Source organism: Brevundimonas sediminis, from assembly GCF_048799765.1.
Lineage (GTDB): Bacteria > Pseudomonadota > Alphaproteobacteria > Caulobacterales > Caulobacteraceae > Brevundimonas.
In genome coordinates, this window is sequence record NZ_JBLYQK010000007.1 from 56,393 (window position 1) to 77,913 (window position 21,521).

Sequence of the window (21,521 nt, forward strand, 5' to 3'; positions counted from 1 at the left end):
TCAGGCCTTCTCCACGAACGTGTCGATCACCTTCTTCTCGCCGGCCTTGTCGAAGGCGACGACCAGCTTGTTGCCCTCGATCGCCTTCACCGCGCCGTAGCCGAATTTCTGGTGAAAGACCCGGTCGCCGCGCGACCAGCCCGAGCCGGCCCTGGGATCACCGGTGGCGATCAGGCGACCGTCGCCCTCCAGCAGGGTCTGGCGGGCGGGCTGGGCGTTGGGCACGCGGCTGGCGGCGAAGGCCTGCCCCCGCTTCCAGCCGGGTGAGGAATAGCCGGAGCCGAAGGACGGCGCCTCGTCCCAGCGGCTCTTGGCCTCCTTCATGCCGGAGGAGGCCCCGTAGTAGCCGGTGTCCGACTGCGGCTCGACGTGGTCGATCGGCAGTTCGTCGACGAAGCGGCTGGGAAGCTGGCTGGTCCAGCGCCCGTAGACGAGACGGTTGGCGGCGAAGGAGATGCGGACGTCCGCCTTGCCCCGGGTCACGCCGACATAGGCCAGGCGGCGCTCCTCCTCGAGGCCCTTCTCGCCCTTTTCGTCGATGCTGCGCTGGCTGGGGAAGACGCCTTCCTCCCAGCCGGGCAGGAAGACGAGCGGGAACTCCAGCCCCTTGGCGCCGTGCAGGGTCATGATCTGCACCGAGTCCGCGCTCTCGCCGCGGTCCAGATCCATGACCAGCGACACATGTTCCAGATAGGCGGTCAGGCCGTCGAACTGCTGCATCGACTGCGTCAGCTCTTTCAGGTTGTCGAGCCGGGTCTGGCCGGTCGCCCGGTCGGCCTTCTGCATGTCGGTGTAGCCGCTCTCTTCCAGAACGGTCTCGGTCAGCTCCCAGTGGCTGGTGGTCTGACCGAGCGCACGCCAGCGGTCGATGTCGCGGATGAAGTTGGAGAAGGCGGTGCGGGTGCGGGCCTGGAGCTCGTCCGTGCCGATCAGGTGGCGCACCGCCGCCATGGCGGACACGCCGTTCTCGCGGGCGATCTGCAGCACCTTCTGCACGCTGGTGTCGCCCAGCCCCCGTTTGGGCACGTTGACGATCCGCTCGAAGGCCAGGTCGTCGTCCTCGGACAGGATCAGCCGCAGATAGGCGTGGGCGTCGCGGATTTCGGCCCGTTCGAAGAAGCGCGGGCCGCCGATGACGGTGTAGGGCACCGCCAGCATGACGAACCGCTCCTCGAACGCCCGCATCTGGAACGAGGCGCGCACCAGCACCGCCATATCCTTGTAGGCCACGCCCTGTTTGCGGGCGGTCTCGATCTCGTCGGCGATCAGCCGGGCCTCGGCCTCGCCGTCCCAGACACCCCGAACCCGGACCTTGTCGCCGGTCTTGTCCTCGGTCCACAGCGTCTTGCCCAGGCGGCTGCGGTTGGCCTTGATCAGGCCCGAGGCGGCGCCGAGGATGTGGTGGGTCGAGCGGTAGTTGCGCTCCAGCCGGATCACCTTGGCGCCCGGGAAGTCGCGCTCGAAGCGCAGGATGTTGTCCACCTCGGCTCCGCGCCAGCCATAGATCGACTGGTCGTCGTCGCCGACGCAGCAGACGTTGCCGGTCGAGGACGTCAGCAGGCGCAGCCAGAGATACTGGGCGACGTTGGTGTCCTGATATTCGTCGACCAGGATGTAGCGGAAGCGACGGCGATATTCTTCAGCGATATCCGCATGCTGAGACAGGATTGTGAGGTTATGCAGCAGCAGGTCGCCGAAGTCGCAGGCGTTCAGACTGACCAGTCGCGCCTGATAGGCGGCGTAGAGGGCGTGGCCCTTGCCGTTGGCGAAATCCTCTGACGGCGGCAGCTTGTCGGGCGTCCAGCCGCGGTTCTTCCAGTGGTCGATCAGGGTGTTGAGCGACTTGGGCGTCCAGCGCTTGGTGTCGAGGTTGGCGGCCTCAAGCAACTGCTTGCAGACGCGCTCCTGATCGTCGGTGTCCAGGATGGTGAAGGTCGACTTCAGCCCCACCAGCTCCGCGTGACGACGCAGGATCTGGGCGGCGACCGAGTGGAAGGTGCCCAGCCAGCGCAGCCCCTCGGAGGACGGTCCTATGAGGTGGGTGATCCGCTCGCGCATCTCGCGCGCGGCCTTGTTGGTGAAGGTGACGACCAGAAGCTCCCACGGCTTCGCCCGGCCGGTGGCCAGGATGTGCGCCAGCCGGGTGGTCAGCACCCGCGTCTTGCCGGTGCCCGCGCCGGCCAGCACCAGCACCGGCCCCTCCGTCGTCTCGACGGCATCCCGCTGCTCGGGGTTCAGGCCGGACAGATAGTCGGGCGCGCTGATCGGCGAGAGCCCGTCGGGGCCGCGCGCGCGGGCGAGATCGGAAATGCGGGGGGGAGCGGAATCGGTCATGGGGCCGGGAGAACATAAGGAGACCGGCAGGCCTTGTCAGCCGCCTCGTCCGGAACTCCTCGCCGCCACTCATCGTTCTGTCGGCCGGATACAACAGGAGAGGAGGGCCCTCATGGCCGAGAATTCCAGCAACAGCAGCGGCGGCAACACCGGACTGGCGTTTATCGTCGGCGGGCTGCTGGTGGTGGTCCTTGTGATCGCCTTCTTCGTCTTCGGCGGCGGCATCCCCGGGACGCAGAAGAAGGAAGTCGATGTCGACGTGAAGCTGCCCGAGGTTTCCGCGCCTTCGATGCCGTCCGGGAACTGATCCATGACGGACCCGAACGCCCCGCCGCCGGACCGGCCCGAGGTCGTCCATCATACGACCATCAACAACCCGCCGGCCAGAAGCGGCGGCGGCGGGTTCATGGGCTTCCTGATCGGCGGCCTGGTCGTTGTGGTCGCCATTATCGCCGTGGTCCTGTGGATGCGCGGCAGCGACATCGAGACGCCCCGGGCGACCGACATCGACATTGATGTCAGCGTTCCGGACGCGCCGAAGATGCCGGACCTGCCGCCTGTCGAGCCTCCGGCCCTGCCGAGTCCCGAACCGGCGCCGGCCGGCTAACGCAACTGGTAGGTGACGGTCGCGACCACGCGGACCCGCTTGTTCAGCGAGGTGGGCTCCGGATCGATGTCCTCACGCGCGAGGATCTCGAACGAGCCCTGCGTCGCCTGCCGGATCGGCCCGAGCGGTGCGCCGGAATCCTTGGCGAACTGCTCGGCGCCCGACCGCGCCGCGGCGGTGGCTTCGCCGATCATCGACGGGCGGATCTCGTTCAGACGGGTGAAGACGTAGTTCGGGGCCGCAAAGTCCAGTTGTACGCCCTGACGAACCAGATCGTTCAGCGCCCGCTCCGTCGTGGCCACCCGCTGGACGTCAGTCGTCCTCACCGTCACGCTCTGGGTCAGGATGTACCGGATCGTGTTCTGGGATGAGCCGTATTCCCGCGCGCGGGTGTCGGTGACCTGCATCCGCCCGACGGAGATCTGATCCTCCGGATAGCCCTGAGCCCGCAGGAAGGCGCGGACGCTGGCCAGATCGCGGTCGATCTGGGTCTGGGCCGTCGGCAGGTCGTCATTCGCGGCCTTGAAGCTGAGCGTCAGCACCGCGAGGTCGGCCACGACATTCCGCTCCGCCAGACCGCGCACGGTCACCTGCCGGTTGCCGACCTGAGCGTTGACGACCCCCGAGCCGATCAGGGCGCCGCCGCCGACCATGCCGGCCGCGATCAGACCGCCGAAGACGGCGGCAGGGAGCAGGGATTTATCCAGGGTGACGGGCACGTTCGGGCTCCATGACGGGAAGCCGACGATGCGCCTGTCCTCGCCGGAGTCAATCCGTCGAACCGTGATCCGCGAAGCTGTGATCGCCACCGGCCCAGGCGAGGGCGAGGAGGCGGCAGGCCGAGGCGAGGGGAGTGCGCCCGCGCGTCTCGTCGATGCGCTTCATCAGCCCGGCGTGCGACAGGCCCATCGCGGCTCCGACCTGGTCCAGGACCATCCAGAACTCGGGCTCGAGGGCCACGGATGTGGCGTGGCCGGACAGGGAGACGGAGCGTTTCCTGAGCATCCGTCCTCCCTACGGCGATCAGGGGACGGCGACCAGCATGATGTCGGCGGCGGCCGGCGCGTTGCGGGTCAACACCGCATGGCGGGTATCCGTGGTGAAGCGCAGGGCGCCGGTCGGATCCCGGATCTCGGCGCGCACCGCATAGGTGTGCCGCGGATCGATCTCGCTGGTCGGAACGCCGATGGTGACGTGGTACGGCGGGGCCCGGCCGTCCAGCACCTCCGTATGGTCGGCCAGGACGACCGCCGGCGCATCCGCGCGGCTGACATCCTCGACGCGGACCGTGAGGACATGGCCGGTGGTCAGGAGGATCCGCTCGCGGTAGCTCGCGGTGACATTCACCACCGTCATCCCGTGCGTCATCGGCGGACGCTGCTGTTCAGCCGTCGAGGCCGGAGCGCAGGCGGTCAGCGCGAGCGGCAGGATCGTCAAAAGGAGCGTGCGGCGCATCAGGGTCCTCCATGCAGCGGTGAGTGTAACGCATGTCTTGTGTTCAGGGTGCGGCGCCGCGTCGTTTCCCTGTCCGGCGAGACGCGATATGTTGCGCCCGCCCAGCAGGAAAGTGGCCGATGACCGTCGTCGATCTCGATGCCTCCGATCGCCTCCAGCCCCAGCGTCTGCAGCCCCTGAAGGCGCTGCGCGCCTTCCGCCGCCTCGTCCGGAACAAGGAGGACACCGCCCAGGTGTTCGAGATCATGCGCGCCCTTTCGGGCCGGTCTCTGGGCAAGGGCTATAACCGGATGCTGACGACGATGGAGGGCGGTCGACAGGCCTTCCTGCGGGACGAGCTGGCCCACAGGCTGGATGACCCCGCCTGGCTGGCCCGTTTCGAGCCCGGCACGGTCGGCGCCGCCTATCGCGAGTTCCGGGAGAGCCGCGGCTTCACCGCCGAGGGGCTGGCCGACGAGGCGCGCAAGGTCGCGCCGCTGGCGGATGCGCCGCATCCGATCATCTGGTACTCGCGTCGAATTCGGGACGTTCACGACGTCTGGCACGTGTTGACCGGCTACGGCACCGATGCCCTGGGGGAGGCCTGCGTGGTCGCCTTCTCCTACGCCCAGACCCGCAATGTCGGCTTCGCCTTCATCGGTTGGGGCGCGGCGCGCGAGATCCGGCGGGAGAACCGGACGATCCCCGCCCGCCGCGCGGTTCTGCAGGCCTGGCGGAATGGCCGCGCCGCCCGCTGGCTTCCCGGGCTGGACTATGAGGCCCTGTTCGCCCGACCGCTCGAAGAGGCGAGGGCCTGGCTGAATATCCGGCCGGCGACGCTGTACGACGCCGTTCCGATCGAGGCGCGGCGCGCCCTGAAGCTGCGCGCCTGAGCCGATTCCCGCCGACACAAGCGGCGCTTATGCCGGGGCCTGAAGAACCGCGCTTGCGTACATGCAGGGGCCCGGCGCATCTGCGGTCATGACCCCGTCCGAAGCTCCCGTCGCGCGCGCCCGCCTGTCCCGGACCACCCTGCTGGGGATGGGCGGCGTGATCGTCTGCGCGATGATCTGGGGCACGACCTGGTTCGCCATCACCCTGCAACTCGGCGCGGCGCCGAACATCGCCTCCATCGTCTGGCGGTTCGGACTGGCGTCGACGGTGCTGTTTCTCGGCTGTCTGGTGTTTCGTCAGAAGCTGCGGCTCACCCGGGCGCAGCATCTGGCCGCGCTGGGGCAGGGGGCGTTCGCCTTTTCCGTCAGCTACAGCTTCACCTATGCCGCCGAGGAGCATGTCGCCTCGGCCATCGTGGCGGTGAGTTTCGCCTCCCTGACCTTCATCAATCTGGTCCTGTTCCGCCTGATCGCCCGGCAGAAGGCTGCGCTGGCTTCATGGGGCGGGGCGCTTCTCGGGATCGCGGGCGTGGCCGTCCTGTCCGGCGGCGAGGTGCTGGGCGCCGGCTTCGACCGGCGCGCCGCGATCGGCGTCGGCCTGGCCCTGATCGCCACGACCGCCTCGGCCTTCGGCAACCTGTTCGCCTGGAAGGGGCAGCAGAAGGGCTCCGCCGCCATCCCGTCGACGGCCTGGGCCATGGCCTATGGCACGGCGCTGCTGACGCTCTACGGACTGGCGACCGGGGTGGAGTTCAGCCTTGCGCCCACGCCCGCCTACATCGGGTCGCTGCTCTATCTGTCGCTGTTCGGTTCGGTGATCGCCTTCGGCCTGTATTTCATCATCGCCCGCACCATCGGCTACGCCATGGCCAGCTACATCTCCGCCCTGACGCCGCCCATCGCCATGCTGGTGTCCGTGCTGTTCGAGGGGGCGCGGTTCGGCTGGCCGGCGCTGGCGGGACTGGCGCTGGTTCTGTCGGGGCAGGCCCTGTTGATCCGCGCGCCGAAGGCCTGACGTCGGATCGCGCGATGGCCGGGCCCTAGCGCCGGAACCAGCCGCTCTTCTTCTGCTTGCGGTCCGCCTCGCGAAGGGCGTCGGCCTCTTCCGGGGTCTTCGCCGTCGCCAGCGTCTCGCGACGGATTCGTTCGGCCGTCGCCCGGCGCATGGCGATCAGGGCGATCAGGCCCGCGCGGGTCCTCGGGGCATAGCCGCCCATCTCAGTCCTCCAGCTTCGACCCATCCAGAAGCTGTTCGGCGCGCGTCCGTTCCTTGTCGGCCTTCGTCCTGTCCGCCTTCGTGCGCCCGTGAGAGGCGCGGTTGGCCGCCGCCGCCGCTTTCGCCTCGGTCCTGGCCCGTTCCTTCCGGAACCGGTTCAGGTTCACGATCTCGCCCATGACGTTCTCCGTGATGCAACCGCCCGCCGACCGGACGGTTGTCCGGTCTCACCCAAACTGAGGAGAGTCCCATGGTAGACGCCAGCCAAATTCGTGAACATCTCGAAGTCGTCGGTTCGGACGGCGAGCATGTCGGTCGGGTGGACCACGTCCACGGCGACCAGATCGAACTGGCCAAGCTGGATCTGGCGGGCGGGTTCAAGCACCACATGATCCCGGTCAGTTGGGTCGATCACGTGGACGAGCACGTGCACCTGAACCTGACCCGGGACGAGGCCAAGGCCCGCTGGACCGAAAAGCACTGAGGCGGATCAGCTTCCCTCGGGCCTGACCTGCGGCGGAATGTCGAAGGCCAGTTCGCCGGTCTCCTTGATCAGACGCCAGCTCCTGAGCCGCTCGACGAAGACGCGGTTCGGGATGGCGTCCAGCGGGGTGTCCGACATCACCGCCGACAGGTCAGACGCCATCGCCTTGCTGCGGATATAGTAACCGTGGTGCACCCAGCGATCGGCGGCCGGCGCGGCCACCCGACTGTCCACCAGCACCACCTTCTTCGGCAACAGATCGACCAGCCGGGGACCGTCCGAGCCGAGGCGGTCGGGGTTGGCCTTGGTCTTGTCCGAGATCAGCAAGGCCTTGTCGGTGGCGTTGTAGTAGACGGTGACCTGCCGCCCGAGCCGGGGCAGGAGCCGCAGCTTGGTGTCGTGTTCGAAGGTGTCGTCGTCCTCGTCCGGCGCGGCCAGCAGGATCTGGTCGAACAGGCGGATCAGGCTGTCCCGGTCCTTCACGATCAGCGCCTGGAGGCCCTGCCTCAGCACATAGGCCCCCATGCTGTGCGCCAGCAGGTGAAGGCGGCGTTGGCAGTAGTTTTCGTTGGGCGTCTTCTCGACGAACTCGGCCAGCTTGAGGAAGGCGCGCGCCACGGCCGGGCCCGAGACGCGGGCGTCCTCCCGGTCGCTGTAATAGGACATCCACGGAATGGCCGCGCCGTCGGACGGCCAGCTGAAGACCACGACCGTGACGGGACGGGGCTCCGGGTCGTCCGCGTCGCGAACCGTCTGGTCCTGCGCCAGCATGGCCCCGGCCTCCAGCGCCCCCATGAAGGAGACGTTGAAGCCGTGGATGAAGACCAGGGTGTCGGACTTTGTCGGCCCCGCCATGACCTTGCGCAGGGCTTCCATGAATTTCCAGCCGCCCTGCTTCCGGGGGTCCTGCTCGGTCCGATCCTCCGGATAGACGTGGACATCCTTCAGCTTCGGCTTCCTCGGGTCACGGTCGAAGTCAGCGTAGCCGAAGCGGAGCGCCGCAGCGCCGTCCGGATTGAAGGCGGTCCCGAAGACCTGGACCTTGTTGCCTTCAAGGTGGTTTCGATTGGTCGCGAAGAACACACGGACTTTCGCCATCGGCTCCTCCCTCGCTCCCTGTCGTTCAATCAGGGATTGTGGTCAAACTATTCCGATACCAACGGTTTATCAATCCCCCCGCGGCTTACGACGAATTCACGAGCGCAGCCCGCAGTGAAGCCTATGTTGAGGTCATGATCCGTCTGATCCTCAATCTGCTCTGGTTCTTCTGCGGCGGCTGGCTGTCGGGCCTGCTGTGGCTGTTCGGCGGCGCGCTTCTGGCCCTGACCATTGTCGGCCTGCCCTGGACCTTCGCGGCCTGGCGCATGGCCAGCTACAGCTTCTGGCCCTTTGGTCGCGAGGTGGTCTGGCAGGACGATGTGCATCCGGTCGCCGGCGGCGTCGGCGTGGTCCTGAACGTGATCTGGTTCCTGGTGGCGGGCTGGTACATCGCCCTGTCGCACCTGCTGATCGCCATCGCCGAGTTCATCTCCATCATCGGCATCCCCTTCGCCCTGAAGGATCTGGAACTGGCCAAACTGGCCCTGGCGCCGGTGGGACGGACGATCCGCGAGAAGCCCTGAGCGTCAGAAGCCGGTGAACAGCCGGTCGAGGGCGCGGCGGATGCTGTCGACGGCCAGCGCCTCGACGTCCAGATCGGCGGATCGCGCCTCGTCGAGGAGCGACTGGTCGATTTCGATGTTCAGATCGACCTTGCCCATGCTCTCGAGGCTACCCGAAAACGGCGGGCCGGCCAATCAGACCCTGTGGTCGCGGCCCTCGCGCCGGCTATGGCGCACCCTGAGCGGTCCGGCGCGGGTATGTCAGCGCGCCAGCCGCATGGCGGTCGAGAGCTTGCGGAACCAGGCCTCGGTGAGGGCGGCCTGTTTGCGGAACTGGGCGTTGTCCGGGCTGACGCCGTGGCGACCGCCTTCGTAGAACGAAACGCTGAACACTTCGTCCCCCGCCGTCAGGCGCAGACCCAACCGGCGGATGCGGTCGGGAATGTCGCCGACGCCCTGCTCGGCGACGGGGACAGGGCTGACGGGATCGCCGTCCGGCTCGGCGCGGACCAGAACCGCTTCGTCCCGGACGCCTTCGACCGCGAGGAGCGAGGCGGTCGGGATAGCCCGCGACTGCTCGCCCTTCCCGACGATAATTTGTCCGCCGTCTGCGGACAGGCCGACGAAGCTGCCGTCATCCGGCGAGACGAACAGGTCATCGACGGCGTGGGTCTGTCGGACCCGGGCTTTGACGGCGGCAGCCCCGTCTCTGCGCGCCTTCTCCCGACTGATGGAGCGGAGCGTCAGCCAGGCGATGACGCCGATGATGGCGCAGAGCAGAAGGAACCTCATTCCAGTCCTCGCCAATCAAGGCCGCCGGGCAGGTCGAAGTCTGCGTAATCGACCTGAAGGACTCGACGACGACGGTCGGCGGATGAGGGATCTGAGGCGTGCAGGATCGGGGTGCGGTAGGCCCAGACCTCGCCGACGTTGGCCAGGCAGAGGGATTGGGGCAGGCGAGCGGCCTCGTGTTCGGCCTCCCGCGCCGGGACCCGGCCCAATCGGTGCGAGCCGAGCGCGATCCGCAAGGGCGCGTTGTCGGCATCGACCGGGTCGAGGTGGACTCGCAGGGTGACCATCCGCGCCAGCACCTCGAAGGGCGGGGCGACGTGGAGACGGCCGTCCTTTGTGGACCAGGGCCCGAAGCCTTCGACCTCGATCCGCTCGCGGACGGGCAGGGTGCGGTCCTGGTGCCAGGCCACGCTCCAGTTCGCCTCGGGCGTCTTGTCGAACAGGACGGCCCGGACGGGACGGGCGGCGGGCGAGGTCAGGGCCGCCGCCACCTGACCGATGGGGCCGTCGGCCGCCAGCAGTCCATCCAGCAGAGGCTCACAGGCGAGGCGAGCGCCCGGGCGGGCTCCGATCCTGGCGTCCGCCAAGGCCCGCAAGGCGTCGAGCGCGTCAGCGTCCAGCCGACGTCCGGCGTGAAGGGCTCCGTCGCGCTCGAACGCTTCGCGATCCATCAGCTCGGCGAGATCATGTTCTCGGGGCGGACGTACTGGTCGAACTCCTCGTTCGTCAGATAGCCGCCGCCGACGGCTTCCTCGCGCAGGGTGGTGCCGTTCTTGTGCGCGGTCTTGGCGATCTTGGCGCAGGCGTCATAGCCCAGTTTGCCGTTCAGGGCGGTGACCAGCATCAGCGAGTTCTCGAGGCCGCGCTTGATGTTGTCCTCGCGCGGCTCGATGCCGACGACGCAGTTGTCGGTGAAGCTGATGGCCGCGTCGGCGACCAGACGGACCGACTGCAGGAAGTTGTAGGCCATGACCGGGTTGAAGACGTTCAGCTCGAAATGGCCCTGCGAGCCGGCGAAGGTCAGGGCGGCGTTGTTGCCGAACACCTGCACGCAGACCTGCGTCAGGGCTTCACACTGGGTCGGATTGACCTTGCCCGGCATGATCGACGAGCCCGGCTCGTTCTCCGGCAGCGACAGCTCGCCCAGACCCGAACGCGGGCCGGAGCCCAGGAAACGGATGTCGTTGGCGATCTTGAACAGGCTGGCGGCGACCGTGTTGATGGCGCCGTGGCTGAAGACCATGGCGTCATGGGCGGCCAGGGCCTCGAACTTGTTCGGGGCGGTGGTGAAGGCCAGGCCGGTGATGCCGGCGATCTGCTCGGCGACCTTCTCGGCGAAGCCGACGGGGGCGTTCAGGCCGGTGCCGACGGCGGTGCCGCCCTGGGCCAGCTCCATCAGGGCCGGCAGGGTCTGCTCGATCCGCTTGATGCCGTTCTCGACCTGCTGGGCGTAGCCGCCGAACTCCTGGCCGAGGGTCAGGGGGGTGGCGTCCTGGGTGTGGGTGCGGCCGATCTTGATGATGTGCGCCCAGGCGTCCGACTTGGCCTTCAGCGCCGCGTGCAGATGCTTCAGCGCGGGCAGCAGGTCGTTGACGACCTGCTCAGCGCAGGCGACGTGCATGGCCGTGGGATAGGTGTCGTTCGACGACTGGCTCATGTTGACGTGGTCGTTGGGGTGGACCGGCTTCTTGGTCCCCATCTCGCCGCCCAGCATCTCGATGGCGCGGTTCGAGATCACCTCGTTGGCGTTCATGTTCGACTGGGTGCCGGATCCCGTCTGCCAGACGACCAGCGGGAAGTGGTCGTTCAGCTTGCCCTCGATGACCTCATTGGCGGCCGCGACGATGGCGGCGCCGAGGGTCGGGTCCAGCTTGCCCAGCGCCATGTTGGTCTCCGCGGCGGCCCGCTTGACGATGCCCAGGGCGCGGACGATCGGCAGGGGCTGCTTTTCCCAGCCGATCCGGAAATTGCCCAGCGAGCGCTGCGCCTGCGCGCCCCAGTACCGGTCGGACTGGACCTCGATCGGGCCGAAGGTGTCGGTTTCGGTGCGGTGCGTCATGGCAGGACTTTCAGGCGTGGCGGGAAGATGCGCGGGGGTGTAGCACGCAGGGATCAGGGGACAAGAAGCGGAGATATTCGATGCACGTTCGATCCGGCCTCGGGGGCGCCGTCCTGGCGCTGGCCTTCGCGGCTTCCGCGGCGGCCCAGACCGCTTCGCCGCCTTCTGTCGTTCTGGACACCGGGGCCGGGCGGATGGTGATCGTGGTCGATCTGGAGCATGCGCCGGTCACCGGCTGCAACTTCATCCGGGCCGCCTTGCGGGGCGCCTATGCCGACGGAAGCTTCTTCCGGACCGTGGTGGCCGCGACCAACGCCAATCCGAACCCCATCGACGTCATCCAGGCGGCGACCGTTCACGGATCGGACGACGCCAGCCAGCCGGCCATCCCGCTGGAGCGGACCCGGGACACCGGGCTGCGCCACACGGCGGGCGCGGTCTCGATGGCGCGGGACGGGCCGGATACGGCGACCACCAGCTTCTTCATCGTGACGCAGGACACGCCGTCGCTGGACTTCGGCGGCGGGCGCAACCCGGACGGACAGGGCTTCGGCGTGTTCGGCCATCTGATCGAGGGGCTGGACGTGGCCCGGCGCATCCAGGCCATGCCGGCGACCGACGAGGCGCTGGACGCGCCGGTCCGCATCCGCTCGGCCCATCTGTCGGGACCGGCCCCGAGCGCGTGCGGGCTCTGATGACCGCAGGCTGGATCGGCACGGGAAAGGTTCGCGCCCGCGAGAGCGGAGACGCCGTCGAGATCACCATCGAGGGGCTCACCACCCAGGCCAAATACTACAAGCCGCTGGTCTATGAGTTCATGCGCAAGGAATGGACCTCCCGGCCGTCGTGGGGGGACTATGTGGTCGAGATCGTCATGGAGCATGTCGGCGATCCGCCCTGGATGGACCTCGACAATCTGGCGAAGGCCCTGCTGGACGCGATCAAGGGCTATCTGTTCCACGACGACAGCCAGGTCGCCCGCCTGCTGGTCGAGCGTCGCGAGGGCGAGCGCGAGCGGATCACGATCCGGGCGTTTCCGCGTCGCTGACGGGGCGAGCCTGGGCCGTCAGACCTACCCAGAGTTCGAATTGTGCACTCGAAAAAATGGAGTGCACATCGTGCACATTTTCGCCTGAGACGGGGTGTGCGGGTGGTGGCTCAACCGGTGATGTCAAAGACCGGAGTGCAGTCTGGCATGCCGGTGCGTCGTTTCTGGACGTAGGCGCGGTTTCCCCTCTCCCGAGGGGAGAGGGGCGCGGAAGCGCTACGGCGTTCTGTTGCTGAACCGGAGCGTCGGCAGGCGCAGCTGCATGTTGGCGCCGACGAACAACTGGGGCTCCGAGGGATGGTCGACGGCGTATTCCGTCTCCTTGCGGTTCACGCAGGCGCGTGCGCCGGCGGCCAGGGCGAGGAAGTCGGACGCCTCCGGCAGGGCTTCCAGAATGCAGCCGTCGAACCAAGGATAGCGTTCGTCAGCGCCGCAGCCGAAGGAGGAGCGGTCCCTGCGGGCCGCGGTCAGCACCATCCGGTTCGGACCCTGCAGGGCGCTGACGAAAATGCCCGAATAGCAGGCCGAAACGACCACCACCGTCGGCCGCTCGCCGCAGACCGCGCGGACCAGGTTGGCCATGGCGTCGGGGGCCATGCGGGGCGCGTCGCCGAACACCATGCCGTCGGGGGCGCCGTGCGAGGTGAAATAGATCAGGCAGCCGCGGGTGGCGCGGGCGGCCGTCTCGCGCAGGCTGTTCACAACGACATCGGGCGCGGTCTTTTCGAGGCTGAAGTCGACCGTATCGGCGGGGTTGAAGCCGGCGCGCCGGAACCCCTGCGCCAGATCGCGGCGGGCGTTGTCGAACGCCTCAATGGGCCGGCCGTAGCCGTCGCGCCAGTCGGCCTGGATGATGGCCGCGGTCCAGCCGTCAAAGCGGCTTTGCGCCGAGGCGGGCGTGGCGAGGGCGAGAACGCCCGCCACCAGCACAATCAGACCCCGAAGCATGCGCAACCCCCGCTGTTCCAGTCAGGCGAGGTTAGCCCATGCAGCGATCAGGGGAAGGGGCTACTTCTTCCGGAACTGGTCCAGGGACACGACCTTCGGCGCATCGTCGCCGCCCAGCGGGGGCAGGGGGGCGTCCTCGGTCTCGGCCGCCGCAACCTCGGCGGCGATTTCCTCGATCGTGGCCGGGGCCTCGAACTGGAGCAGGAACTGCACCGACGGATCGTAGAAGCGGGTGACCGCCGTATAGGGCATGGCCAGCACCTTGGGCATGCCGCCGAACTTCAGCATCACCGAGAAGCGGGTCGGCTCGACCTTCAGGTCCCAGTACTGGTGCTGGAGGACGACGGTCATCTCGTCCGGGTATTTGGCCAGCACGTCCGGCGGGACGCTGACGCCGGGCGCCCGGGTCTTGAAGGTGATGTAGAAATGGTGCGCGCCCGGGATGCCGTCGGGACCGGCGGCCCGCTCCAGCGCAGCCTTGATCACCCCGCGCAGGGCGTCCTGCGCCAGCTGCTCGTAGTGCATGTCGTCCACGGGGGGCGTTTCTTCAGCCATCAGGTCGGGGTCTCGCTGTCCAGCGGCGGTGATACCCCCCGACGGGCGAGTGCGGAAGACCGCAAAGAGGGTTAGCGCCGGGATTCTGTCCCCAACGCGGGCATTTTCCGGCGGGTGTGTGTGAAGTGGAGGGCTTCTGTTGCCAGGCGCCCGCCATCCTTCCTGAAGTGAGGAGGGCGCTTCTCAAACGATGAGGAAGTGGAGGGCTTCTGTTGCCAGGCGCCCTCCGGGCCCCGCCTGAGGATCTGAACCCCCAGGAGTTAGTTCGGAATTACCGGAACCGCATTACGCGGCGACAGCGTATTCCCCAGCGAAGTTATCGTTCGCAGTTAGAAAATGACCCGATACGGTGGGTCAGGACGAGCGAAAGCAATCCTCTTTACACGTCCGTCGATGCTAGTCGGCCCCGCACTAACCCGCTGATAACCGGGAGAGAATGGTGGAGCCGCCGGGAATCGCACCCGGGTCCGGTCCGCTTATTACAGGCACGTTTATCGCCATAGTCCGGCCGAAACCGAACAGGGGGAATATAGGCGCTAACGGGCAGGATTTGAAGGGCGAAGGTCGATGCTTCAGCGCGCCCGGCTACCGGGACACCCTCCAGTCACGGAGCTTGAAGGCGCGGCGCATCCCGAAAACATCCCGTGCGGGCTCGAATGCGCCCTGCTCGCGGAGGAGCGTGCAGGCTTGCAGGTCCTGTGCGTCGTCTCCGGTTGAAACGACGATCATGCAGCCGGCGACGGCGCCATGGGGCGAAATCAATAACTCGAACCGGAGTTGGTCGGCCGTGGGAGCCGGCAAGGCAGAGCGAATCCGGGTCCGGCTGTCGCGCGACAGGGTCGGAGGAATCTCGTTCCGGGTCACAGGCAGCATGGCTTTGAACCGGCCGTCCTGCTGGGCGATCATCAGATAGGCTGGGCTGCTGTCCGGAAAATCGTATCGGCCTTGAAGAGCTGCGTCGCAGGCGAGGGCCTGGAACGCCCGGTCACCGCCGCCTCCACGGACAGTGCATCGAGGCTGTTCCGCACCATCCCGCCTGCTTACGGCAACGCCCACCCAGGGTCCGTCGGAAGCCCGTGTCCGGTCGAACATCTCCAGTCCGGTTACCCTGATGCTGGTTTCGGCGTGGCGGGGCGGCCAGCTCTCGCCAAGTTGCAGACGGGGCGGCTGCAGAGGATCGTTGCGGACGAGCCGTGCAGGGCGCCGAGCGACGGTGTCGAAGCTGACAATGACCTCATAGCGGTCTTGGGTCGGCGCTCCGTTCGCATTCAAAGCGTGACGAAAGCGAGCGCGCCGCGTCACTTGCCGACAGATCGCGTCTCCAAGCCCGTCTTCGGTGGAGACCTCGATTTCACAACTGCTGACCCGACCGGACGGATCCACAATCAACACCAGCGACGTGTAGTCGCCTAGATCGGGGTTGGCGCGTGATGCGGTCCAGATCGGATCGGTCTCATCCAGCCAGTCAACGAGTTCGCCGATGGGGGCCGCGCGCCTCAGAAGGTCGGAATCCATCCGGAATGTGCTGGAGGGGCCTTCGGAGTTTCCCCTGATGCTGGCGACTGAATAGCCATCCGCTAAAGCCTTCGACGCAATGGCGCCGGAGGCGAGGGCGAACGCTATCGCCATGATCTTGCTGATACTCGACCGCATCGCACTCCCCCAAAGGCGGCGCGACTATTGCGGCTCACCTCGTCGTTGGGAAGACGTCCGTCGTTCCGCTCACACCCTCTTCCAGCCCGGCGTCTGGTTCCTGAACCAGGTCAGCTGACGCTTGGCGTAGTTGCGGGTCGACTGGCGAGTGGCGTCGATGGCCTGATCGAGGGTGATCTCGCCGGCCAGATGGGCGGCGAACTCGCGCACGCCGACGGCCTTCATGGCGGGCAGGTCGGGGGACAGGCCGCGGGCGACGAGGGCGCGGACCTCCTCCAGCGCGCCCTGTTCGACCATCAGGCCGACGCGCAGGTCGCAGTTGGCGTAGAGGGTGGCGCGGTCCGGCTCGACCACCAGCCCGGTCCATGAGCCGGGGGCCAGCAGGGGCGTGGTGTCGGCGGTCCAGTCGCTGAGGGCGCGGCCGGTGTGCTCGGCCACGGCGCGGGCGCGGATCAGGCGCTGGCGGTCGCCCTGTTCGATGCGGGCGGCGGCGGCGGGGTCCAGCTCGCCCAGACGGCGGCGGAAGGCGGTCTCGCCCTCGGTCTCGAAGGCGGCTTCGACGGCGTCGCGCACCGCATCCGGCACGTCGGGAATATCGGCCAACCCCTTGGTCAGGGCTGTGAAATACAGGCCCGTGCCGCCGACCAGCAGGGCCGGGCGACCGGCGTCGGCCAGTTCGTCCAGCACCGGCATGATCGCGCGGCTCCAGCGGCCCACGGACCAGGCCTCCGCCGCGTCGGCGACGCCGTAGAGACGGTGCTCGATCTCGGCTTCATCCGCCTCGGACGGGCGGGCGCTGAGCACGCGCAGGTCGGCGTAGAGCTGCTGGCTGTCGGCGTTGAGGATCACAGCCCCGGTGCGCGCAGCCATCTCCATCGCCAACCGGGACTTGCCCGAGGCGGTGGGGCCGGCGATGAGCGTGATCTGGGGCTGGGACAATTCGAGGCTCGCGGGGCGGGTCTTCCGGCGATAGAACGCAGGCCCCGCAGCCGCAACCCGCTCCCAGTTTCGGAAAGCCTGAAGCCTTGCCCGATCGCGCCACCGTCATCGCCGCCCTCGACGCCATCACCGACCCGAGGACCGGGCAGGGACTGGTCGCCGGCGGACTGGCGCAGGGGCTGGCCGTGACCGAGGACCGGGCGGGCTTCGTCATCGAGGTTCCGGCGGGCGAGACGGCGCGCTACGCCCCGGTCCGCGACGCCGCCGAGGCCGCGTTGAAAGCCCTGCCGGGCATGACCCGCGTCTCCGTCATCCTGACGGCCGAGACCGCGCCGGCGAGCAAGCCGCGCCGGACCGCCAGCCTGTCGCCGCAGGCCGTGGACCAGACCCGGCCCAAGGCCCCCGTCGCCACCGATCGCCCCGCCCATGTGCGCAGGGTGCTGGCCGTCGCCTCGGGCAAGGGCGGGGTGGGCAAGTCCACGGTGGCCGTGAACCTGGCGGCGGCGCTGGCCGCGCGGGACCTGTCGGTCGGGGTGCTGGACGCCGACGTCTACGGCCCGTCGCTGCCGACCATGCTCGGCGTCTCGGGCAAGCCCGACTATGTCGACGGCATGATCCAGCCCCATGTCGTGCAGGGGCTGAAGGCCATGTCGGTGGGGCTGCTGACCAGGGCCGAGGACGCCATGGTCTGGCGCGGGCCGATGGCGTCCCAGGCCCTGACCCAGATGCTGACCCAGACCCGCTGGGGCACGGAGGACGCGCCGCTGGACGTGCTGGTCGTGGACCTGCCGCCCGGCACGGGCGACGTGCAGTTGACCCTGATCCAGAAGACGCCGCTGGACGGGGCGGTGATCGTCTCGACGCCGCAGGAGGTGGCGCTGGCCGACGCCCGGCGGGGGCATGCCCTGTTCGAGAAGGTCGGCGTGCCGACCCTGGGCCTGATCGAGAACATGACCGGCCCGATCTTCGGCAAGGGCGGGGCCGAGGCGGAGGCCGCGCGCCTGGGCGTGGCCTACCTCGGCGACATCCCGCTGGACGCCTCGGTGCGCGAGGGCGGGGATGCGGGCGCGCCGGTCGTGCTGGCTGATCCGCAGGGCGATGTGGCGGTCCGTTTCGCGGGCTTCGCCGAACAGATGGCGAAAAAACTGGGCGTCTGAGGGTTTTCAAACGCAACGCGAACGGCCACCTTCCCGGTTCCAGTCGCTATCGAGAGCCTTCCATGTCCGTCGACGCCCTGTTCCGTCCCTTCACCATCAAGGGGCTGACCCTGCCGAACCGCATCGTCATGGCGCCGATGACGCGGTCCTTCTCTCCGAACGGCATCCCGTCCGAAGGCGTGCCCGGCTACTACCGTCGCCGCGCGGAAGGGGGCGTGGGCCTGATCGTCACCGAGGGCACGGTGGTCGAGCGTCCGGCGGCCCGCAATGACGCCGCCGTCCCGGTCTTCCATGGCGAGGCCCTGCCGGAGTGGCGGAAGGTGGTGGACGAGGTCCACGCCGCCGGCGGCCTGATCGCGCCGCAGATCTGGCACGTCGGCTCGGCCCGCGGGCAGGGCGAGGACTGGCAGCCGCTGGGCAAGGTCGACAGCCCCTCGGGCCTGGCCGGTCTGGGCCGTCAGAAATACGAGGCCATGACCGAGGAGGACATCGCCGACACCATCGCCGCCTTCGGCCGTTCGGCCCGCGCGGCGAAGGAGATCGGCTTCGACGCCGTCGAGATCCACGGCGCGCACAGCTATCTGATCGACCAGTTCTTCTGGAACGTCCTGAACGTCCGCACCGACAAATGGGGCGGCGCCACCATCGGCGAGCGCGCCCGCTTCGGCGCCGAGGTGGTGAAGGCGGTGCGCGAGGGCATCGGCCCCGACCTGCCGCTGATCCTGCGCCTCTCGCAGTGGAAGAGCGGCGCCTATGACGCCAAGAACGCCCACTCGCCGGAAGAGCTGGAGCAGTGGCTGTCGCCGCTGGCCGAGGCGGGAGTGGACGTCTTCCACTGCTCGCAGCGCCGGTTCTGGGAGCCGGAGTTCGAGGGCTCGGACCTCAATTTCGCCGGCTGGACCAAGAAGGTCACCGGCCTGCCGACCATCACCGTCGGCTCGGTGGGACTGGACGGGGAGTTCATCGCGGCCTTCGGCGGCGCGGGGTCCAAGCCCGCCTCGCTGGACGGCCTGATCGCGCGACTGGAGCGTGAGGAGTTCGATCTGGTCGCCGTCGGCCGCGCCCTGCTGGCCGACCCGTACTGGGTCGAGAAGGTCCGCGATGGCCGTCACGACGAACTGCAGGACTTCACCCGCGAGGCGATGCAGACGCTCAGCTAGGGCGCGTCGGGTTCAGGGGCGCTCGGCGGTGACGTCGAGCCCCCGCAGGACGGGCTGCCCGTCCCTGATCCAGACCTTGACCTGCATCGCGCGGGCCAGGGCGGTTTCCCTATAACCGGGGAAGGGGCCGGGGCGCGGAGTCCAGGCCTCGTCGACGCAGGGCACCGACAGGATCAGCTCCAGTCCGGCGGGCAGGTCGCCCCTCTCGACCGAGGCGATCCGGCCTTCGATCCGGCATTCGCCCTCCAGAACGCCCGGGGCCATCATCTGCACATGGCTGACATCGAACACCACCACATCCGTGGCCTCGGCGCGGGCGCGCTCATAGACGTAGGGCGGCAGCTCGGCCAGGGCGGGGCCGGCGACGACGCAGGTCGCGGCCGTCACGGCGATCAGACGGCGCGTCGGCATCAGCGTCTCTCCAGCGTCCGGAAGGTGAAGGCGTGGTCGTCCTTCTCCCCGGCAGGATGCGCCTCGGACGAGACTTCCGTCCAGCGGTCGGCGTCAAATTCGGGGAAGTGCACGTCACCGTCGGGCGCGGCGTCCACCTCGGTGATGTAGAGCCGCTTCGCGCGCGGCAGCACCGCCTCGAACAGGGCCGCGCCGCCGATCACGCAAACCTCGTCCACCCCGTCCTCTTCCGCCTGTTCGCGGGCGATCTCGATCGCCTCATCCAGATTGGTGACGACCAGCGCCCCCCTGGCCTCGCCGTCCTGGCCATAGCCCTCGTCGCGGGTGACGACGACGTTCAGCCGGCCGGGCAAGGGTTTGAGCGGCAGGCTCTCCCAGGTCTTGCGGCCCATGATGCAGGGCTTGCCGATGGTGATGGCCTTGAAGCGCTGCAGGTCGCTGCGCAGCCGCCAGGGCAGGTCGCCGTCGCGTCCGATCACGCCGTTGGAGCCGCGGGCGACGACGAGGCAGAGGGAGGGAAGGGGCACAAGGGACCTCGCGTGCGCGGTCGGCTCCGCGCTCTTTCCACGGCTGTTTGCGCGATTCAGGGGGTGAGGTTCAAGCGGTCAGGGCGCGATGCCGAAGGAGACCTCCATACGCTCCGGCGCGCCGTGGCCGGGTTCAACGATCTGGATGTAGAAGGCGCTGTGGCGGCGGATGTCGGGAATGACCATCGCGCTCCACAGCGACGGTCCGGACTCGCTGGCCCGCGGCTCGCGCCACTGGCTGACGGTCCAGCGCCTGCGCCCGGCCTCAAGGCTGTCGCGAACCGCCGTGGCGAAGGCCCCGCCGTCATCGCGCCAGTTGTCGATGCCCAGGCTGCAACCGTTGCGGCCGATGGTGATCGTCGCCTCGCGCCCGTCCGCAAGGGCTATGCGATCCCACGCGGCGGCGGGGGCTTCGGCCCGGCCGGTCATGACGGCCAGGCACTTCTCGGACAGGTCCAGAGTCGCGGCCGCGGCGTCCGGCGGCTCAGGGGTTTGCAGAACCAGGGCGGCGAGCAGTGTCAGGATCACGGGGTTTCTCCAGCCAGTGCAGCCATTTGCGCTGCATCGCCTGCTCGATGTCCACCCCCGCGGCCTGACAATAGATGAGCAACATGCCCAGCACGTCGGCCGCCTCGTCGCCCAGCTTGTCGTGATCCGCCGTCCCGCGCGCCCGGCCGGTGGTGCGCAGATGCTCGGCGACCAGTTCGCCCAGCTCCTCCTGCACCTTCAGCAGGGCCCAGTCGCCGGACGCGGCCTTGTCCCGGTCGATGCCGTGCTCGCGGGCGTAGATGTCGGAGATTTGCAGGACGGAGTCCTGCAGGGCCTTGAGGTCCATCAGACCGCGACCGGCGCCTTGATGTGCGGCCAGGGCTGGTACCCATCAAGCACGAAGTCCTCCAGCCGGTAGGCGAACAGGTCGTCCTTCGGCGTGAGGGTCATGGTCGGCAGGGGCAGGGGTTCGCGGGTCAGCTGCAGTTGCGCCTGTTCGATGTGGTTCAGGTACAGGTGGGCGTCGCCGAAGGTGTGCACGAACTCGCCCGGCTCCAGCCCGCAGACCTGGGCCATCATCATCGTCAGCAGGGCATAGCTGGCGATGTTGAACGGCACGCCCAGGAAGACGTCGGCCGAGCGCTGGTACAGCTGGCAGCTGAGCTTGCCGTCAGCCACGAAGAACTGGAACAGGCAGTGGCAGGGCGGCAGGGCCATGTCGTCCACGTCCGCCGGGTTCCAGGCGCTGACGATGTGGCGGCGGCCGTTGGGGTTGGTCTTCAGCCCGTGGACCAGCTTTTCGATCTGGTCGATGACGCGGCCGTCCGGGGCGGACCACGAACGCCATTGCTTGCCGTAGACCGGGCCCAGCTCGCCCTCGGCGTTGGCCCATTCGTCCCAGATGCTTACGCCGTTTTCCTTCAGCCAGCCGATATTGGTCTCGCCGCGCAGGAACCACAGCAGTTCGACGATAATCGAACGCAGGTGCAGCTTCTTGGTGGTCAGGACCGGGAAGCCCTTGGACAGGTCGAACCGCATCTGGCGGCCGAACACGCCCAGCGTCCCGGTGCCGGTGCGGTCGTCCCGGCGCGCGCCGTTCTCGAGGATGTCGCGCAGCAGGTTGAGGTACTGGTGCTCCGGGTGATCGGCCGGGGCGGCGGGTACGTCGATCAGGTCAAAGGCGGCGCTCATGGGGACACAGTGTCGCCGATTCG

At 68.3% G+C, this 21,521-nt stretch carries 30 protein-coding genes and 1 other RNA gene; 10 read left to right on the forward strand and 21 right to left on the reverse strand.

Features of this window, described 5'->3' with window-relative positions; genetic code table 11:
- The gene (locus ACLQ7T_RS06150) at nt 1–2,334 is read right to left on the reverse strand and encodes an ATP-dependent helicase (RefSeq protein ID WP_420478627.1); all 2,334 of its coding nucleotides are present in this window, start codon (nt 2,332–2,334) and stop codon (nt 1–3) included.
- A 112-nt stretch (nt 2,335–2,446) separates the two neighbouring features.
- Here ACLQ7T_RS06150 and ACLQ7T_RS06155 point away from each other — a divergent pair, with 112 nt between their 5' ends.
- Both ACLQ7T_RS06155 and ACLQ7T_RS06160 read left to right on the forward strand, forming a co-directional pair.
- Nucleotides 2,447–2,641, forward strand: coding sequence for a hypothetical protein (locus tag ACLQ7T_RS06155; protein ID WP_420478628.1), 195 nt, complete (start codon nt 2,447–2,449; stop codon nt 2,639–2,641).
- 3 nt (nt 2,642–2,644) lie between these two features.
- Nucleotides 2,645–2,941: a hypothetical protein gene (locus ACLQ7T_RS06160; RefSeq protein ID WP_420478629.1), complete on the forward strand. Its 297-nt coding sequence runs from the start codon at nt 2,645–2,647 to the stop codon at nt 2,939–2,941.
- On the opposite strand, the gene ACLQ7T_RS06165 is transcribed toward ACLQ7T_RS06160, so the two are convergent.
- The 3 genes from ACLQ7T_RS06165 to ACLQ7T_RS06175 are packed head-to-tail and all read right to left on the reverse strand — an operon-like array spanning nt 2,938 to nt 4,396.
- Nucleotides 2,938–3,660, reverse strand: coding sequence for an SIMPL domain-containing protein (locus ACLQ7T_RS06165; RefSeq protein ID WP_420478630.1), 723 nt, complete (start codon nt 3,658–3,660; stop codon nt 2,938–2,940). The genes ACLQ7T_RS06160 and ACLQ7T_RS06165 overlap by 4 nt on opposite strands.
- Before the next feature lie 49 nt (nt 3,661–3,709).
- Nucleotides 3,710–3,946: a ribbon-helix-helix domain-containing protein gene (locus ACLQ7T_RS06170; protein WP_420478631.1), complete on the reverse strand. Its 237-nt coding sequence runs from the start codon at nt 3,944–3,946 to the stop codon at nt 3,710–3,712.
- An 18-nt stretch (nt 3,947–3,964) separates the two neighbouring features.
- A complete protein-coding gene (locus ACLQ7T_RS06175; RefSeq protein WP_420478632.1) occupies nt 3,965–4,396 on the reverse strand; it encodes a YbaY family lipoprotein in 432 nt (143 codons plus the stop codon).
- A gap of 119 nt (nt 4,397–4,515) precedes the next feature.
- Between ACLQ7T_RS06175 and ACLQ7T_RS06180 the strand changes: the two genes are divergently transcribed.
- Complete coding sequence (locus tag ACLQ7T_RS06180) at nt 4,516–5,268, forward strand: Coq4 family protein (RefSeq protein WP_420478633.1); 753 nt, start codon at nt 4,516–4,518, stop codon at nt 5,266–5,268.
- Between the two features lie 88 nt (nt 5,269–5,356).
- Nucleotides 5,357–6,283 (forward strand): DMT family transporter, encoded by a 927-nt coding sequence (locus ACLQ7T_RS06185; RefSeq protein ID WP_420478634.1) that lies wholly within the window; start codon nt 5,357–5,359, stop codon nt 6,281–6,283.
- Nucleotides 6,284–6,308: 25 nt separating this feature from the next.
- Here the strand turns inward: ACLQ7T_RS06185 and ACLQ7T_RS06190 are convergent, their stop codons facing one another.
- A complete protein-coding gene (locus tag ACLQ7T_RS06190) occupies nt 6,309–6,485 on the reverse strand; it encodes a hypothetical protein (protein ID WP_420478635.1) in 177 nt (58 codons plus the stop codon).
- Nucleotide 6,486: 1 nt separating this feature from the next.
- Complete coding sequence (locus tag ACLQ7T_RS06195) at nt 6,487–6,663, reverse strand: DUF4169 family protein (protein WP_420478636.1); 177 nt, start codon at nt 6,661–6,663, stop codon at nt 6,487–6,489.
- Nucleotides 6,664–6,734: 71 nt separating this feature from the next.
- On the opposite strand from ACLQ7T_RS06195, the gene ACLQ7T_RS06200 reads away from it, so the two are divergent.
- Nucleotides 6,735–6,968, forward strand: a complete 234-nt coding sequence (locus ACLQ7T_RS06200) for a DUF2171 domain-containing protein (protein ID WP_420478637.1) — start codon at nt 6,735–6,737, stop codon at nt 6,966–6,968.
- Nucleotides 6,969–6,974: 6 nt separating this feature from the next.
- Here the strand turns inward: ACLQ7T_RS06200 and ACLQ7T_RS06205 are convergent, their stop codons facing one another.
- On the reverse strand, nt 6,975–8,066 hold the full coding sequence (locus tag ACLQ7T_RS06205) for an alpha/beta hydrolase (RefSeq protein WP_420478638.1): 1,092 nt from the start codon (nt 8,064–8,066) through the stop codon (nt 6,975–6,977).
- Nucleotides 8,067–8,200: 134 nt separating this feature from the next.
- Here ACLQ7T_RS06205 and ACLQ7T_RS06210 point away from each other — a divergent pair, with 134 nt between their 5' ends.
- Nucleotides 8,201–8,590, forward strand: a complete 390-nt coding sequence (locus ACLQ7T_RS06210) for a YccF domain-containing protein (protein ID WP_420478639.1) — start codon at nt 8,201–8,203, stop codon at nt 8,588–8,590.
- 3 nt (nt 8,591–8,593) lie between these two features.
- Here ACLQ7T_RS06210 and ACLQ7T_RS06215 read toward each other — a convergent pair whose 3' ends face one another.
- The 4 genes from ACLQ7T_RS06215 to fumC form a co-directional block, all read right to left on the reverse strand.
- Nucleotides 8,594–8,728: a hypothetical protein gene (locus ACLQ7T_RS06215; RefSeq protein WP_420478640.1), complete on the reverse strand. Its 135-nt coding sequence runs from the start codon at nt 8,726–8,728 to the stop codon at nt 8,594–8,596.
- Nucleotides 8,729–8,830: 102 nt separating this feature from the next.
- Nucleotides 8,831–9,361, reverse strand: a complete 531-nt coding sequence (locus ACLQ7T_RS06220) for a hypothetical protein (RefSeq protein ID WP_420478641.1) — start codon at nt 9,359–9,361, stop codon at nt 8,831–8,833.
- The gene (locus ACLQ7T_RS06225; RefSeq protein WP_420478642.1) at nt 9,358–10,032 is read right to left on the reverse strand and encodes a phytanoyl-CoA dioxygenase family protein; all 675 of its coding nucleotides are present in this window, start codon (nt 10,030–10,032) and stop codon (nt 9,358–9,360) included. Before ACLQ7T_RS06225 ends, ACLQ7T_RS06220 begins: the two co-directional genes overlap by 4 nt.
- A complete protein-coding gene (gene fumC / locus ACLQ7T_RS06230; RefSeq protein ID WP_420471981.1) occupies nt 10,032–11,420 on the reverse strand; it encodes a class II fumarate hydratase in 1,389 nt (462 codons plus the stop codon). The genes ACLQ7T_RS06225 and fumC overlap by 1 nt, the downstream gene beginning before the upstream one ends.
- Nucleotides 11,421–11,500: 80 nt before the next feature.
- Between fumC and ACLQ7T_RS06235 the strand changes: the two genes are divergently transcribed.
- Both ACLQ7T_RS06235 and ACLQ7T_RS06240 read left to right on the forward strand, forming a co-directional pair.
- The gene (locus ACLQ7T_RS06235; protein WP_420478643.1) at nt 11,501–12,115 is read left to right on the forward strand and encodes a peptidylprolyl isomerase; all 615 of its coding nucleotides are present in this window, start codon (nt 11,501–11,503) and stop codon (nt 12,113–12,115) included.
- The gene (locus ACLQ7T_RS06240; RefSeq protein WP_420471979.1) at nt 12,115–12,468 is read left to right on the forward strand and encodes a RusA family crossover junction endodeoxyribonuclease; all 354 of its coding nucleotides are present in this window, start codon (nt 12,115–12,117) and stop codon (nt 12,466–12,468) included. The genes ACLQ7T_RS06235 and ACLQ7T_RS06240 overlap by 1 nt, the downstream gene beginning before the upstream one ends.
- A 216-nt stretch (nt 12,469–12,684) precedes the next feature.
- Here the strand turns inward: ACLQ7T_RS06240 and ACLQ7T_RS06245 are convergent, their stop codons facing one another.
- From ACLQ7T_RS06245 to miaA, 5 genes are all read right to left on the reverse strand, one after another.
- Nucleotides 12,685–13,416 (reverse strand): C13 family peptidase, encoded by a 732-nt coding sequence (locus ACLQ7T_RS06245; RefSeq protein ID WP_420478644.1) that lies wholly within the window; start codon nt 13,414–13,416, stop codon nt 12,685–12,687.
- A 60-nt stretch (nt 13,417–13,476) separates the two neighbouring features.
- Nucleotides 13,477–13,971: an SspB family protein gene (locus tag ACLQ7T_RS06250; protein WP_420478645.1), complete on the reverse strand. Its 495-nt coding sequence runs from the start codon at nt 13,969–13,971 to the stop codon at nt 13,477–13,479.
- Between the two features lie 197 nt (nt 13,972–14,168).
- Nucleotides 14,169–14,530, reverse strand: a transfer-messenger RNA (tmRNA) gene (ssrA, locus tag ACLQ7T_RS06255).
- 26 nt (nt 14,531–14,556) lie between these two features.
- Nucleotides 14,557–15,624: a hypothetical protein gene (locus ACLQ7T_RS06260; RefSeq protein ID WP_420478646.1), complete on the reverse strand. Its 1,068-nt coding sequence runs from the start codon at nt 15,622–15,624 to the stop codon at nt 14,557–14,559.
- 69 nt (nt 15,625–15,693) lie between these two features.
- Nucleotides 15,694–16,563, reverse strand: coding sequence for a tRNA (adenosine(37)-N6)-dimethylallyltransferase MiaA (gene miaA, locus ACLQ7T_RS06265; RefSeq protein WP_420478647.1), 870 nt, complete (start codon nt 16,561–16,563; stop codon nt 15,694–15,696).
- An 86-nt stretch (nt 16,564–16,649) separates the two neighbouring features.
- Here miaA and ACLQ7T_RS06270 point away from each other — a divergent pair, with 86 nt between their 5' ends.
- Nucleotides 16,650–17,720, forward strand: a complete 1,071-nt coding sequence (locus ACLQ7T_RS06270) for an Mrp/NBP35 family ATP-binding protein (protein WP_420478648.1) — start codon at nt 16,650–16,652, stop codon at nt 17,718–17,720.
- A 62-nt stretch (nt 17,721–17,782) separates the two neighbouring features.
- Nucleotides 17,783–18,880: an NADH:flavin oxidoreductase gene (locus ACLQ7T_RS06275; RefSeq protein ID WP_420471973.1), complete on the forward strand. Its 1,098-nt coding sequence runs from the start codon at nt 17,783–17,785 to the stop codon at nt 18,878–18,880.
- Nucleotides 18,881–18,892: 12 nt separating this feature from the next.
- Here ACLQ7T_RS06275 and ACLQ7T_RS06280 read toward each other — a convergent pair whose 3' ends face one another.
- From ACLQ7T_RS06280 to ACLQ7T_RS06300, 5 genes are all read right to left on the reverse strand, one after another.
- Nucleotides 18,893–19,291 (reverse strand): hypothetical protein, encoded by a 399-nt coding sequence (locus tag ACLQ7T_RS06280; RefSeq protein WP_420478649.1) that lies wholly within the window; start codon nt 19,289–19,291, stop codon nt 18,893–18,895.
- Nucleotides 19,291–19,818 (reverse strand): dihydrofolate reductase, encoded by a 528-nt coding sequence (locus ACLQ7T_RS06285; protein WP_420478650.1) that lies wholly within the window; start codon nt 19,816–19,818, stop codon nt 19,291–19,293. The genes ACLQ7T_RS06280 and ACLQ7T_RS06285 overlap by 1 nt, the downstream gene beginning before the upstream one ends.
- A 78-nt stretch (nt 19,819–19,896) precedes the next feature.
- The gene (locus ACLQ7T_RS06290) at nt 19,897–20,346 is read right to left on the reverse strand and encodes a hypothetical protein (RefSeq protein ID WP_420478651.1); all 450 of its coding nucleotides are present in this window, start codon (nt 20,344–20,346) and stop codon (nt 19,897–19,899) included.
- The gene (locus tag ACLQ7T_RS06295; protein ID WP_420478652.1) at nt 20,303–20,653 is read right to left on the reverse strand and encodes a nucleoside triphosphate pyrophosphohydrolase family protein; all 351 of its coding nucleotides are present in this window, start codon (nt 20,651–20,653) and stop codon (nt 20,303–20,305) included. The genes ACLQ7T_RS06290 and ACLQ7T_RS06295 overlap by 44 nt, the downstream gene beginning before the upstream one ends.
- Nucleotides 20,653–21,498, reverse strand: a complete 846-nt coding sequence (locus ACLQ7T_RS06300) for a thymidylate synthase (protein ID WP_420478653.1) — start codon at nt 21,496–21,498, stop codon at nt 20,653–20,655. Before ACLQ7T_RS06300 ends, ACLQ7T_RS06295 begins: the two co-directional genes overlap by 1 nt.
- Nucleotides 21,499–21,521 lie beyond the last annotated feature (23 nt).